The organism is Amphritea opalescens, from assembly GCF_003957515.1.
Lineage (GTDB): Bacteria > Pseudomonadota > Gammaproteobacteria > Pseudomonadales > Balneatricaceae > Amphritea > Amphritea opalescens.
The window spans coordinates 1-14,676 of record NZ_RQXW01000016.1 but is presented as its reverse complement, the minus strand read 5'-3'; the positions used below and the strand labels follow the sequence as shown (position 1 = coordinate 14,676).

Sequence of the window (14,676 nt, the reverse complement as noted above, 5' to 3'; positions counted from 1 at the left end):
TGGCTGCGTACAGATGAATCAACTTACTTATTAATATTGAGGACCTGTGTTGAGGTATATTCCAACAGGCCTTCTTGACCGAACTCAACCCCAAAGCCTGACATTTTACAGCCACCAAAGGGCGCGTATGGCAATAGTTCTGAATGGCCATTGATCCATGCGGTACCACACTCCAGTCGCGCCGCAATTTCTGTCGCTTTAGCGATGTCCGGTGACCAAACCGAACCGCCCAAACCGACATCGGCAGCGTTGGCGCGCTTAACCGCATCGTCAACATCGCTATAACGAATAACCGGCAATACTGGACCAAACTGCTCCTCATCAACCAGACGGCAACCGTCGGTTACATCAGCGACGATGGTTGGTGGATAGAAATAACCTGCCCCTTCAATCGGCGCACCGCCACAGATAATCCGAGCACCATTCGCGCGGGCATCTTCAACCAAACCATTCACCAGCTCAAACTGTTTATGGTTCTGAATCGGACCAAAGGTCACCCCTTCATTCATCCCATTACCGACGTTTTGCTTGGCCGCTTCATCGGCTAGTTTTTCACACATCTCTTCATAGATAGAATCATGTACATAGAGACGTTTCAGGGCAGCACAGGTTTGGCCCATGTTGAGGAATGAGGTTTGGAAAACCGCCTCAGCAATCACGGAAGGATCAGCATCCGGTAGAATAATACCGGCGTCATTACCGCCTAACTCCAAGGTCAAACGTTTCAGGTTATCCGCCGCACCACGCATAATGCTCTGACCGGTCGGGGTCGAGCCGGTAAAGACGATTTTACGAATGCCTGGATGATTCGACATCCCGCTACCAATACCGGATTCGCCAGTAACGACATTCACCAGTCCGGCAGGTGCCACTTCATTAATAATTTCAACCAGACGAATCGTATTGAACGGCGTCAAACCGGACGGTTTAGACACCACCGTATTACCCGAACGAATAGCAGGCATAATATGCCAAACAGCAATCATTAGCGGCCAGTTCCAAGGCGTAATCGAACCGACTACGCCGAGCGGCTTACGGTGTACTTCTACGCGCTTAGTGTCACCGTCTTCAAGGATTTCAACCGGCAGTTCTAGTTCTGCCGTTGCCCGTGTCCAAGCAACCGCACCGCCAACTTCCATCTGTGCCAAAAACAGTGGCTTACCCTGCTCTTCCACAACAATACGTGCTAACTCATCGGCATTCGCTTCGAGTCGATCAGCGATACTATGTAATAACTGCTTACGCTCATCATTACTCGAATACTGCCAAGTTTCAAAACATGCCTGTGCTGAGGCGACCGCAGCATCAAGCTGGGCAAGGCTGGCTTCAGGACAAAGCGCCACGACCTCTTCCGTCGCAGGATTTAAAACCTTAAAGGTTCCCGCCTCTCCTGCTACTTGTTGACCATTAATCATTAATGAATATTGTTTCATTCTCACATTCCTTTCTTACCGAAATACCGATGCCTTAACTGAAAGGCACCGGCTCACTTATAATTATGTTGTTGAATCAGAACGGTACGATCGCAATAACCTGTGCGTAAAAGTTATCATCTCCGGTGTTCTGAGTTTGATTGTCGCTATCCGGTGAATACAAACCGACTAATGGGCTAATAATCAGGTGCTCATTAACCACCCATTCCGCGTAAAGATCGATTTCTTGACCTTCTGAGTTTTGACCAAAGGTACTGGAATCACTGAAATCAAAATAGAGTGCACCGATCGATAGCATCTCGGTGGGTGAAGCCTTCACCCCAACATGCTGAATGGTCGCGGATGAACCGAAAGGCCCAGCATAGTTAGCCGCCACTTCACCCTGGAACCAAGTACCATAGCCACGGTTGAAACCGTAAAACAGTGAATCAAAACCATCATCATACTTGGTGTAACGATAAGTCACCTGTGGCGACCAGGCTACATTGGCAAAGGTCCAACCGGCCTCGGCATACCAAGCATTGGCATCATCGGAATTGTCCCCCTGAGACTGATCCGCATATTCAGCCGACAGGAACAGGTTCTCAACCCCAGCATTACCCTGATAACGCACACTCATGGTTTTCTGGCCATCACGGGCGGCATTATTGACCGCATCTAGGCCTTTAATATAAGTACCCCCAAAGGTGCCTACCTCGGTGATATACTCGATATTGGCACCGGCTAAATCCATCTCAGCCTGTCCTTCGTTATCGGAGTTCAGATAGAACAGATCACCCCGCAGACCCTCATCACCACCAATACGAGCAATCACGGTTTTATCAAACGCTTTACGGCCAGCCAGCCAATAAGCACCGCCGCGTTCACTTAGATTCAATGCATCGCCATTAATGAGGAAACCATCACCAACGGAAAAGTTCTGCCGACCAAAGGAAATATCGATCATATCTGAACGAAAACCAATATAGGCGTCTTCAACGGCCGTACGGCGCTCGCTACCATCGGTACTACCGCTAGCATCCCCATCGCCCCAAGTACCCGAAGAGAGAAGGTTCAATCCGCCATAAACGGTGGTTTGCTCGGATAACGCTTTACTGCCACTAAAACCGGCTTTGATATAGCCTTCTTGCCAAGAAGAACCATTACCCGATTTACTAAAATAGTTTTCATCGCTACTGAATGTACCAAACACCGCTTCTATATCGAGATTCAGTTCGGCACCATCTTCGGCATAAAGATTATAAGCTTGCGCTGGCATCGCCATCATTGCTGTTGCCGTGGTCACAGCTGCTGTCAGCAAATAGCTCGAAAGCTTATGGCCCTTAAATGTTTTCATCGATTTTATCCTCCGCGAAGCCGCGATTTTTTTATAATAGTGTGGTGCTGATATCAGTCCATAACCGATGGTTCAACCAGTAAGTATTGAGGGGACAAAGACTCACCGATTTACTGATACATTAAGCACTGACAACAGACTAACTGCGGGGTGTAAACCAGCTTTCTGAAAAATGTGTAATGTTGTGCAGATATGTAACGAAATAAAACAAACTCGCGCACTAATCTTTAAAACGGCAAGCCAGCGGTAAAGCATTGAGAAAATAGAGCATTGAGAAAAGTAAGTCTCCATAAACGACAAAAAGCAGCCGAAGCTGCTTTAGAAAAAAGAGATTAGGGCCGCCCATCCACCCAGATAGAAAGAGAAAGAACTTATCGGCTAGATGCAGATACCAACTGAATGCTGTTCGCTTTATGAATAAAAAAAGCGGCACCGAGAGCTAACAGGGTAAAACCCGTCACTAATGGCAACACGGTGCCATTAAACAGCTGACCGACCACCGTACCAAAAACCACCGCCAACATCGTAGAGACATTACCGATAATCGCCGAAGCAACACCGGCTATGCGCCCAAAGGGTTCCATCGCCATGGCATTCAAGTTACCAAACTGTAAACCAACAAAAAACAGCGTGCACCAAAGATAGATCATCAACAACCACAGGGGTGGCACACCCTGTAATATCCAGGAGAGTAACAACATGATAAATGACAAACCCGCCACCGATAACGCCGCCATCAACGCTAACCGCTGAGCTCCGAAGCGCATCACTAAGCGTGAATTCAGATATGACGCCCCCGCAAAACTGACCGTCAAGGTCGCGAATAATGCTGGGAACATAGACCCCATCTGATAAATACCCTGCATCACCGGCTGAACAGAGTTAATAAAGCCGATAAAAGCACCAAAGATGAAGCCCAACGCCAGCACATAATAGACGGCGGCTCGCGCCTGTAACATCGAGCTTAAGCTCTTAACCGTTTCCCCAACCGAGAACTGCACTCTATCTTCCACGGCAAGTGTCTCTGGCTGTCTTAACCAAAACCACACCCCAGATATCACCGCGAGAACCAACAAAAAGATAAAGATCTCACGCCAGCCAAACAGCCACATCACCCCTTGACCGATGAGCGGTGCGACAACCGGAGATAAAATAAATACCGTCATGACCAGAGACAGCACCCGCGCCATCTGATCACCTTTATACTGATCGCGGATAATGGCTAAGGTGATGGTTCTTGGGCCAGCCGCTCCTATGCCTTGTAGAAAACGCCCTAACAGCATCATTTCTAACGTATCGGCCCAGAGTGCAACCAAGGTGCCACACAAGAAAATCGCTATGCCTAAATAGATTGATGTTTTTCGTCCTTTGGCATCGGCCAAAAAACCATAAATCAACTGCCCAACCGCCATGCCGGCAAACACAGTGGAAACGACTAACTGAATGTTATTCGATGCGCCGACATTTAAATCAGCGGCCATCGGGCCTAGTGCCGGTAAAACCGCATCAATGCATAACGCCACCATGCACATCAACAGCGCCATTAATGCAATAAACTCACCCGAAACATGGCTCGGTCGTATCTGTGTCATTGGTCACCTAAATATCGTGAGCCGATATACTAGGCGATCAATCACCAGGTCATGTTCTCGGCAGAGGGTCGATCATATATCGATAGTCATGTTTCGATCTAGCGATTAGCGATGGCTTGCCATAATAACTCTTAAGCCATCTTTTAGCTGCTCAGACTGTTCTACCGACAAAGCCTTTAATACATCTGTTTCATGCTGTTTGGCCAATAGTAATAGTCTGTCGGCTAGCAACTGCCCCTCAGGCAGCAAGGCCAACATATTACCCTTCAGCTCGACCCAGCTCTTCTCCTGCATCCACTCAACCGACCGCATCAGCGTAACCATCGGTTGCATCGTTAATGGTGCCAAGCGTTCCAGCGACATTTCACCCTGATCACGTAAGATCGCTAAGATGCGCCACTCTTCTGGGTTAACCCCGCCTTCAATCTGTAACTTAGGATAGAGATCAGAACTAAAACGGTTATAGGATTCACGCAGCAGATAGAGCAGATAATCGCTGATAAACTCACCGGTTTGCCCTTCAGCATCATATTTCACGGTAGAGGGGTGCTGACTCGATACTGAATAGCTGCCACGGGCGAAGACCAACGGTAGGTTGCTATCCTGATAACGATAATCCAAGACTTCACCGACCAGTATCAGATGATCACCACCTTCATAAACCGCCCATGTTTTACATTCAAACTGTGCTGAATAATCACTCAACAGCGGACTGCCGCCTACCCCTTCGCTATAAACAACATCTTTAAACTTATCTTCACCACGACTGGCAAACCGATTAGAGGTATCCACCTGATCTCGGCTAAGAACATTCACCGCAAAATACTTAGCCGCTTCAAACGTCGCTAAACTGTGTGCGCCTTTATCGATGCTCCACAAAATCAAAGGGGGATCGACAGAGACCGAATTAAAGCTACTCGCGGTTACGCCAATCGGTACGCCCTGTTCATCATTCGTGGTGATCACCGTCACCCCTGTGGGGAACTGTGATAACGCGCGTCTAAAATCTCGTACATCTAAATCTTGCATACTCATCTTAATCACCCTTTTATTGTTGTAAGACCTCGCATCGCTTGACCCTCAGTTCAACCGACGCAATGATCAACTTAGTGACAAACCGCTACGTCAGCACCGATAAAAAACGCTCATTTAACACCCGCTCATGATAAAAAATCGCCTTACCAAGCTCTTCAGCCTTCCAGGTAACGGGCGGGTGATCCGGGTAGTGATAATCACCGCCACAGAACACTTCGTTACGGTTACCCGAAGGATCGAAGAAATAGATAGTCTGACCATGGGTTAAACCATGACGTGTTGGACCGATATCGATCGAGGTGTTGGTCATCGAAATCAGATCAGCGGCCCGCAACACCGCTTCCCATGAATCTAAAAAGAAGGATGCATGGTGAAATTTATTGGCTTCAGGACAGTCGATAAACGCCACATCATGGGCTTTCATCCCCACCGTCATAAAAACGGCTACCTTCTGGTTATCAGGATTAACCACTTGTTCCGCTAGCTCAAACCCCAGCACATCACAAAACAAGCCGTAGGTTTGTTCGATGTTGGGGCCATATAACAGACAGTGATCAAACCGGGTCGCTTTCATGCCCTGCAGACCTCGGGGCCAAGCTTCAGGGTTAATCTTGGAAATTCCCCACTTACCGGTTTGTTCCTTATCGGCATAGAGCTCAAAGTGGTGTCCTGTCGGTGCCTGAAAACGAATGCGACGACCGCAGCCTTGCAGTTCACCCGCCGGAAGATGCTCGACCTCATAGCCGTGGGCGAGCAGATCCTGTTCTCGTTGTTCTAAGACTTCATCGTTGAGTACCTTAAAACCCATAAAGTCCATGCCGGCCACTTCCGCCTGACGCAGCACCACAGAAAACTTATCGACTTCGGTCCAACCTTTAAGGTAAACCCTATTCTGATCGTCTTGCTCCACCTCAATGAGGCCTAATAGATCACGATAATGGGTCAATGCTTCTTGCAGATCCAATACTCGAATCTGCACATGACCCGCACGCATAATACCTTTTCGCATATCGACACCTTCATTATTTTTATTGTGTAACTGATGATCGTGATGATTATTTAATCGGCACCGCCAGCACCGGCCGGTCGGCGAGTTGCAGCACCGCCTGTGCTGCTGAGCCCAGAAAAAAACGCCCCAATAACGAATGTGTTCGGGTACGTGTACCCATCACGATAAGGTCGGCATCTAACTCTTTGGCTATATTGATAATGGTTTCTGCGATAGGCCCCTCTTCGAGACGAGTCAGCGGCTGATATTGCAACGAGGCACCGGCTAACTCATCCTGACAAAAAGTCTCAATACGGTTTTTCATCAACGCTTTAATCTTTTCGATCCCTTCGCTGCGCATTTCAGATAGACCGGGCGAGCTTAGATAACCTTCAACGAATGTTTTAGTCGCCGCATTCGCCGGTTCCACCACATGTAAAAAAACCAATTGAGCATTATGTTTAGACGCTTCGTTCAGCGCGATATAGAACGCCTCTATAGAGTTTTCACCCAGATCCGATGCATACAAAATCGTTTTTATATCTTGAATCATCCTGTCCGCCTTTATTGTTATATCGATGCGGTCTACAACCCTGCCGCAGACCGCTATTCATCATTCAGCTTGAATTAGCCAACCATACCCGGCAGCAATAGTGAGATCGCTGGAATCGTTGCAATCAACACCAGGCGAATAATATCGGCAATCCAAAAAGGCGTGACGCCTTTGAAAATGGTGGCAAGTTTGACATCGGGTAACACTGATTTAAGCACGAAGACATTCAAGCCCACCGGCGGTGTAATCAAGCTGATCTCGGTCACCACAACCACCAAGATACCGAACCAGATGAGGTCGAATCCCATCGCCTGTACCAAGGGGAAAAACACCGGCACCGTCAACAAAATCATCGACATACTCTCTAACACGCAACCAAGCAGAATATAGATCGCGATGATCGCCATAATCACCCAGATCGGGCTAAGATTCATGGCCAGCACCATATCCCGCAAGGAATCGGGCAATCCCGCCAGATTAATAAAGTTGGAGAACAGTACGGCACCAATCACCAGAAAGAACAGCATGGCGGTGGTTCTGACAGTACCGACCAACGTCTCGACAAGGCTTTTAAAGGTCAGTTGGCCACGCAGTAACGCGATAAAGAAAGCCCCTGACGCACCAATTCCCGCCGCTTCCGTAGGCGTGAACACACCGCTATAGATCCCGCCCATCACGACCACAAACAGCAGGCAGATGGTCCAGACATTTTTGAAGGCGATCAAGCGCTCAGCCCAGCTTGAACGATCACCTGCCGGCCCTTTCTCAGGCTTGATATTCACGGTCACCGTCACGGCAGCCATATAGAGAATAATACCGAGTAAACCCGGCAGTAAGCCTGCGATAAACAACAGACCGATATCGGTTTCGGTAATAATGCCGTACACCACCAAAATGACACTCGGTGGAATCAAGATACCCAAGGTGCCACCGGCGGCAATAGAACCGGTCGCTAATTCATCGGAGTAGTTGTATTTACGCATCGATGGCATTGCCACCTTTGACATAGTTGCCGCAGTGGCCATAGAGCTACCACAGACAGCCGAAAATGCACCGCAAGACACGACCGTGGCCAAGGCCAACCCGCCTTTGAAATGTCCAAGAAACGCATTGGAGGCGCGATAGAGCTGGGACGACAAACCCGCCTCAGTGATAAAGTTACCCATCAGAATAAACAGGGGAACCACCGACAGGCTATACGACAGGCCCGTTTCAAACGATACCTGTGACACCATATTTAATGCCGCAGACCACCCTCGTGGATTACCAAACTCTACCTGCTGCACATAGGCAAAACCACACACACCCACTAATGCCATCGCAAAACCGAGTGGCACTCGGGCGAAGATGATAAGTAACAAAACGGCAAAACCGATCAGACTAATTTCCATAAATTACTCTACCTCTGGGGTCGGTTGGTCGTCATGGCGGGTAAATAGCTTTTTACCCCGTTTGAAGATAAGCATCAGCATTAATGCCCAGGTCGATAAGGAACAACAGACAGCCATCAGAATGACTAACCCGGCATAGGGGATCTCTAACATGGCAGTCGTGTCTTGGTACTCATAGGTACGAATAGCCAGCTTCCACATCATCCAAGACATCACGCCAAACACGATCACATTGACTAAACACACGGCAATATCTTGAATCGGCTTAAGAAAAGCAGGGACGGTGGAATCCATCAGATCCACATCAACATGGGAGCCTTCGGCGGTGACCATCGGTAAACCAAGAAAGATCAGCGCCGCGAGTAACAGCTCTGTCAATTCAAAACCACCCGGTAGTGGCGCAGCAAACAGATCCCGGCCGATGACGTCCACTAAGGTGACCATCATCATGAGAAACATCGCCAGTGCAGCGGTGTAAGCCAGCACCCGCTCGAATAAAAATTCGAGCGGTCGGATCCATACCTTCGCCTTAAATACTGCGGTAAGGATATTCATAACAGCCTCGCTTATTGAGGATAATCAGCAGTGATCTGACGCAGTTCGGCCAGTGCCGCTGCCCCATCAACACCTTTTTTCTTCGCGGCTTTAAACCAATCAGCTTCCAGGGTTGAAGTGCGTTGTTTGACATCCGCAATAAAGGCGTCATCCGCCACCGTAATCTCATTTCCATTGGCTTTCATCTCGGCTAATGCTTTAGCATCGGCGGCATCCCAAACGCTCCCAGCCAGTTTGGCAAAGGCTTCGCCCGAAACACTCATAATGGCCGCTTGATCCGCCTTCGAAATGCTACGAAAGCGATCTTGGTTCATGACCAAAAAGAAGCTGATGTTATACAGACCACCCGGCACGATCGTCGTATGTTTCACCAGATCTTGAACCTTAAACGCCGTCACCGACTCCATCGGTAACAAGGTGCCATCGGCAACGCCATGGGAGAGTAGTTCATAGCTTTTTGAAGAAGGCTTCAGCAACGGCACGGTATCCAACGCAGTGGCAATATCGTTAATCACACCACCACCAACCCGCAGCTTCATCCCTTTTAAGTCACCAACCGATGTGACGGCTTTCTGACTGTTATGAATCTGACCAGGACCGTGGGTAAAAACGCTCAGCACCTGAGTGCCTTTATGCTCGTTCGCTTTGGCAAGATATTTTTCATACACACGCCAGTATGCAACGGACAAAGCTTCTGCACTGTTGCCACCGAATGGGAATTCAACAATTTTAGTCAGGGTAAAACGTCCGGGCGTGTAACCATGAACGCTGTAGGTAATATCCGCTAAACCATCGCGAGCGATATCATAATGAATTTTGGGATGACCCAACCCTTTCGCCAAGATATTAATTTTCACTCGGCCTTCGGTCACCTCTTCAACCTGCTGTGTCCATGGCACAATCATCTGTGACACAACCGGATGGGTCGGTGGAAGCCATGAGGAGAGCGTCAATGTTGTATCCGCATTGACGACACCTGTTGAGGCGAGTAGCACACCAGCAACAACTGTTTTTAGATATTTTCTCATTATTATAATCTCCGTATCTTTGTTTGTTTAATGTGCTTAAATTAAAAGCATTTTTCTTATCTGAGTGGCCGTTTATCCACCGATAAAATCAATCACCCTTACGATCAAACCTCGTTAAATAAATGGAAACCTCACCCTTTTGAAACATCACTAAGTCAACTTGTGACAGCCGCTTTCTTCCGGCTGTCAGCGCCGTCACTAAACTGTTTTAAATATCCAACACCAATTTTTTACTTTTCGAACGAGAACAACACAAAATGATTTGGTCGTTATCTTCCCGCTCTTCCTCGGTAAGAAACTTATCTTTGTGATCTGGTATACCCTCAAGCACATCGCATAGGCAGGTGCCACAAACACCCTGTTCACAGGAGACATCAACCTTAATGCCGGCTGCCGATAAAGCCTCAACAATGGTCTGATCTTCACCCACCATCACCGTGACGCCACTCTGCTGAGCCACTACTTCAAAGGCGGTACCACTGGTATCGATATCGGCATTAAAGTATTCAAAATGCACATTATGTTTGTCATAGCCTGCTGTCTCTGCCGAACCGATCACCCAATCCATGAAGCCTGATGGCCCACACACATAAACATGGGTATCCGCGACGGGTGCTAACGCCTTGATAGGATCGAAGCGTTGTTCATCCGCCTCATCGTCGAAATGCAACTGAACATTTTCCGCAAACTCGCTCGCTAATTCATCGAGAAATGCCGCACTGCTGCGCGTACGACAACAGTAATGCAACTCGAATGCTTTACCGGCGTCCCGCAGTGTGTAGGCCATCGTCAGCATCGGTGTGATACCGATACCACCGCCGACTAATACACTACGCTCAGCGCTCAGATCCAATGGAAAGTGATTGCGCGGCGCACTAATTTGTACTGTTTTACCCACCTTAAAATCATGGTGAATCGCCAATGAACCACCACGGGAATTTGGATCATTTAGAATACCCAGCCGATAGGCATCATGCTGCCTAGGATCATTACTCAGCGAATATTGACGCACCATCTCAGGGGAGACATGCACATCAATGTGGGACCCAGCGTCAAACGCCGGAAGCGGAGAGCCATCTTTGGCTTTAAGCTCAAATACAGCAACAGCCTCACCCTGCTCCTCGCGCTGACTGATAACAACATCGATTAGTGGTTCACTCATCATCTCACCCTTAAAAAAATGTAACTGTAGAGCCGGCGCTTATGTGCCAACCCCAACTCAATAACGTGCTGATTAAACGCCTTCACGGCAATCGTCTGGTCGATAATTTCTTTAGGTCTAGTTGGTAGTCAAGACCAAGAACTCATAGATAGCCAGGCAATGGTTTATGATCAAACAACATCGCCCCAGCGTTTTTATAGGTAATCGCCCCCATAAAGGCATGCTGAGTACACATCATCGAATCACGCATGATGCGGGACAGTGGATGATCGTTGTACGCACCGGTCATACCCGACACTTGATAAGCAATACGAATCGCTTCAGCACACTCATGGGTTAAATTGGTCGCCGATAAACGCAGCATACTGACCTGATCAGGCGTTGGTTCATCACCCGCCATAATCGTCGCCCATACATCATTGGTCGACTCATAGAAGAAAGCCTTAGAAGAGCGAACCTTGGCTTCCGCCTTAGCTATCTCAATTTGAACGTACTCTCGTTCACCTAGGTTTGGCGCGCCGGTCACCGATTTACGTCCCGCAGCCATACCACGCACCACATCGATCGCCTCACGGGCTAACCCTAGCGTCGTTACCGCCAATACCTGTGCGGCAAAAGAGAGTGATGGGTATTTGAAAAACGGACTATCGAGGGTAGGTTTACCGCCCCGCGTAAAGGTCCATTCTTCCGGTACTATTACATCCTCTACCACTAAGTCATGGGAGCCAGTACCGACCATGCCAACAACATTCCAAGTCGGTTCGATGGTCACCTGATCTCGTGGTATCACCGCCATACGGGGTAAAGATTCTCCATCATCCGGGGTAATACCCACACCACAAATGGATGATCCCATACAACCACTGGCAAACTGCCAACGACCGTTTACCAAAAAGCCACCCTCTACACGTTTAGCGGGCTGCGGCGGGAAAATACCACCGGCAAATACCACGTTAGGCGTTTCAGCCCAGACTTTCTCAATGGTTTCCAGCGGCAAGCTCGCTAGATACGCGGGGTTCATACCAAAGCTAGCAACCCAGCCTGCAGAGCCATCTGCAGCTGAAATAGCCTCAACCATTTGCAGAAATTCAGTCGGAGACTTTTCATCACCCCCAAAACGCTTAGGAACAAAGGCCCGATATACACCGATCTCTTTAAAGCGTTCGACAATGTCCTGTGATACATATCTCTGTGTTTCAAACTCTTGACGACGAAGACGAATATCTGCGAGAAGGGCATCAAACACTTCTGCGCCACCCCAGGCCTCTTTATTGATGACGTTGGCAGTCATAACTTAATACTCCACATAATTGTTATTCTGGTTAGGTATAAACTCACTCAAATAGCGGGCAAGTTCACATAAAAGTTCGTCGTCGCCTTTCCGTCCAATTAACTGTAACCCCACTGGACGATGGTCTTGGCTTTGTAATGGAATCGAAAGCGCTGGATGGCCGGATAAATTGAAGGGACGGGACAGTGCCGATATCATCAAATCGGTTTTGCCCGCTTGGGCATCGGCAAGCGTCATAGGGAAAGTAGGCAGGGTTGGTAATACAAGCGCTGTGACGCTGCGTAGCGCTTCGTCGACTTGGCGGGTAAACTGTTCACGAACGGCCTCCGCTTCAGCAACCTGCTGATCGGTCGTCTGCGCCGCATTCGCTAAACGCACTGCCACGTCCGAACCGACTTTACCGGTGTCGAGCAGATGCCCACAAGCGTGCCAGGTTTCAGCGTTAATCAGCGTCATGCCCGCCGCAAGAGCATCATCGAAGGAAGCCAAGCTAATACTATTGAAAGTGATAGGAGCGCTTTTCTCTGCACGTTGCAGCAGCTCTAGCACACAGGTATGCACCCTCTCATCGGCAGTCACTTCGACCATGCCAAGCTCAATCGCGTCCGGTAATTTAGCGGTTGTAAAACCGGTTTCAACCGCCTGCATCGCCTTAATGAGCATCTCAGCGGAATCCGCAAATACGCCGACGCAATCAAGGCTACTCTGAGCAGGCATCACACCTCGACGACTAAGCCGAGCAAAGGTAGGTTTAAAACCATACACACCGCAACACGCCGCCGGCACACGAATAGAACCACCGGTATCGGTACCTAATGAAAAATCAGCTTTAGCCGCAGCCACTGCCACGGCAGAACCACTCGAGGAACCACCCGGAATGAGATCCGGATAACGATAATTGATGGGCGTGCCGCTCCAGTGATTCAATCCGGTCATGCCATAAGCAAGCTCATGCAGGTTCGTCTTACCGACGATTTGACATTCAGATTGCAACACAGCGGCCACAACATCTGCGTGCTGGCTAGCCGGTGTAGCATCTTCCAACGCTCGGCTTCCGCATCGTGTTGGCAACTGCTCAATGTCGATAGTGTCTTTGACGGCAACACGCAAACCATCACCACCCAAAACACAGGGTTGAGAGAAAATAGGCATAGTCCAGTCACTCTTATAATTCTTATACCGTCGTTTTTTAAATATCATAACGGCTTACTATGGACTAATAATTGACGCTAAAGGTTGAATTGTCAACTAAATTTTAGTTGATATTTCCACTTTAACATCCTTGTGAAACACTTAAACAAATCAGTATTAATGGATATCTGAATTAATATTTATATCTAAAACAATAGGTTGTAATAAGAATAGCTATTAACACATTCAGTTGTTTGCATTCGATAAAAATAAATACGCTTAGCTATTTTTCATTAAAGAAAACAACTTTTCGGTTTTCAAAACAGAGGATGATGTTGAGAATGGCAGAACAGCCAAACAGCAGATCAATAGTTGAGGGAGGCAGAGCGCAAAAGAAAAAGGTCGACGATTAGCGACTAATCGGCCGACAGATTAACAAATAAACGTTTGAGTAACTCATTGGTTTTTTTAATTTGAGGCTCGCTGAAGCCTTTAAAGGCTCGTGAAAAGACTTTTTTAGTGGTCATATCCAATACCATATCAACCTGCTTATGCCCCTCTTCGGTCAGGGTTACGATGGCGACGCGACCATCGCTTTCACTCGCATTGACCTCAACTAAGCCAGCATCGCGCATGCGGTACACGATTTTGGTAATGGTTGGCAGTTTGCCGATGGCATGCAGCGCCAATTCAGAGATACTGGAAGGCCCATTAAATTGCAGTATTGCCGCCACTCGCCAACGGGCTATATCCATCCCCATCGGCTTCAGGGTTTTTTCCATCTCCCGAGAATACAATGCGTTAACCCGAGCAACCCAATAAAAGGGAAACTCTTTGATATCAAAACTTTCACTGGCTGGATTGTATTTTTCCAGCTTTTTAGAATGGGTTGTCATAAATGCTCCTGACCATCTTCATACCCAGCAAGATATCTGCCTTCCTCAAATTTGGCGCAACCATAACAAATTAAAGAGATACAGACGAGTACAGAGAGGCTCCGAGTGAGTATTTATTGAATTATTAACCTTCTCCCTGAGATAAGTCAGTCTCAATAAGCACCCTTGTATCTCTCAGCGATGGATGATTAGCTATCTCCATTGCAAAGAAGTCAGTCAGTTTGGGAGCACCCTTAGCACTTTGATGCTGTGCCGTAGATTAAACCTGACTTCTTTTTTCTCCAA

At 48.1% G+C, this 14,676-nt stretch carries 13 protein-coding genes; all 13 read right to left on the bottom strand.

Going from position 1 to position 14,676, the window contains the following annotated elements; translation table 11 throughout:
* Window positions 1–23: 23 nt before the first annotated feature.
* Entirely contained in the window at window positions 24–1,433 is a 1,410-nt protein-coding gene (locus tag EH243_RS15025) for an aldehyde dehydrogenase family protein (protein ID WP_126159485.1), read from the bottom strand.
* A gap of 76 nt (window positions 1,434–1,509) precedes the next feature.
* Window positions 1,510–2,769 (bottom strand): alginate export family protein, encoded by a 1,260-nt coding sequence (locus EH243_RS15020; RefSeq protein ID WP_126159484.1) that lies wholly within the window; start codon window positions 2,767–2,769, stop codon window positions 1,510–1,512.
* A 371-nt stretch (window positions 2,770–3,140) separates the two neighbouring features.
* A complete protein-coding gene (locus EH243_RS15015) occupies window positions 3,141–4,361 on the bottom strand; it encodes a multidrug effflux MFS transporter (RefSeq protein WP_126159483.1) in 1,221 nt (406 codons plus the stop codon).
* 105 nt (window positions 4,362–4,466) lie between these two features.
* The gene (locus tag EH243_RS15010; RefSeq protein ID WP_126159482.1) at window positions 4,467–5,396 is read right to left on the bottom strand and encodes a flavin reductase family protein; all 930 of its coding nucleotides are present in this window, start codon (window positions 5,394–5,396) and stop codon (window positions 4,467–4,469) included.
* Between the two features lie 85 nt (window positions 5,397–5,481).
* The gene (locus EH243_RS15005; protein ID WP_126159481.1) at window positions 5,482–6,405 is read right to left on the bottom strand and encodes a catechol 2,3-dioxygenase; all 924 of its coding nucleotides are present in this window, start codon (window positions 6,403–6,405) and stop codon (window positions 5,482–5,484) included.
* Window positions 6,406–6,451: 46 nt separating this feature from the next.
* Window positions 6,452–6,937: a universal stress protein gene (locus EH243_RS15000; protein ID WP_126159480.1), complete on the bottom strand. Its 486-nt coding sequence runs from the start codon at window positions 6,935–6,937 to the stop codon at window positions 6,452–6,454.
* Window positions 6,938–7,011: 74 nt separating this feature from the next.
* The gene (locus EH243_RS14995; RefSeq protein WP_126159479.1) at window positions 7,012–8,328 is read right to left on the bottom strand and encodes a TRAP transporter large permease; all 1,317 of its coding nucleotides are present in this window, start codon (window positions 8,326–8,328) and stop codon (window positions 7,012–7,014) included.
* A gap of 3 nt (window positions 8,329–8,331) precedes the next feature.
* Complete coding sequence (locus EH243_RS14990) at window positions 8,332–8,883, bottom strand: TRAP transporter small permease (protein ID WP_126159478.1); 552 nt, start codon at window positions 8,881–8,883, stop codon at window positions 8,332–8,334.
* An 11-nt stretch (window positions 8,884–8,894) separates the two neighbouring features.
* Entirely contained in the window at window positions 8,895–9,911 is a 1,017-nt protein-coding gene (locus tag EH243_RS14985) for a TRAP transporter substrate-binding protein (RefSeq protein WP_126159477.1), read from the bottom strand.
* Window positions 9,912–10,119: 208 nt separating this feature from the next.
* Window positions 10,120–11,073 (bottom strand): PDR/VanB family oxidoreductase, encoded by a 954-nt coding sequence (locus EH243_RS14980; protein WP_126159476.1) that lies wholly within the window; start codon window positions 11,071–11,073, stop codon window positions 10,120–10,122.
* A gap of 142 nt (window positions 11,074–11,215) precedes the next feature.
* Window positions 11,216–12,364, bottom strand: a complete 1,149-nt coding sequence (locus EH243_RS14975) for an acyl-CoA dehydrogenase family protein (RefSeq protein ID WP_126159475.1) — start codon at window positions 12,362–12,364, stop codon at window positions 11,216–11,218.
* Window positions 12,365–12,367: 3 nt separating this feature from the next.
* Window positions 12,368–13,516, bottom strand: coding sequence for an amidase (locus EH243_RS14970; RefSeq protein WP_126159474.1), 1,149 nt, complete (start codon window positions 13,514–13,516; stop codon window positions 12,368–12,370).
* Between the two features lie 395 nt (window positions 13,517–13,911).
* The gene (locus tag EH243_RS14965) at window positions 13,912–14,391 is read right to left on the bottom strand and encodes a MarR family winged helix-turn-helix transcriptional regulator (RefSeq protein WP_126159473.1); all 480 of its coding nucleotides are present in this window, start codon (window positions 14,389–14,391) and stop codon (window positions 13,912–13,914) included.
* Window positions 14,392–14,676: the final 285 nt, after the last annotated feature.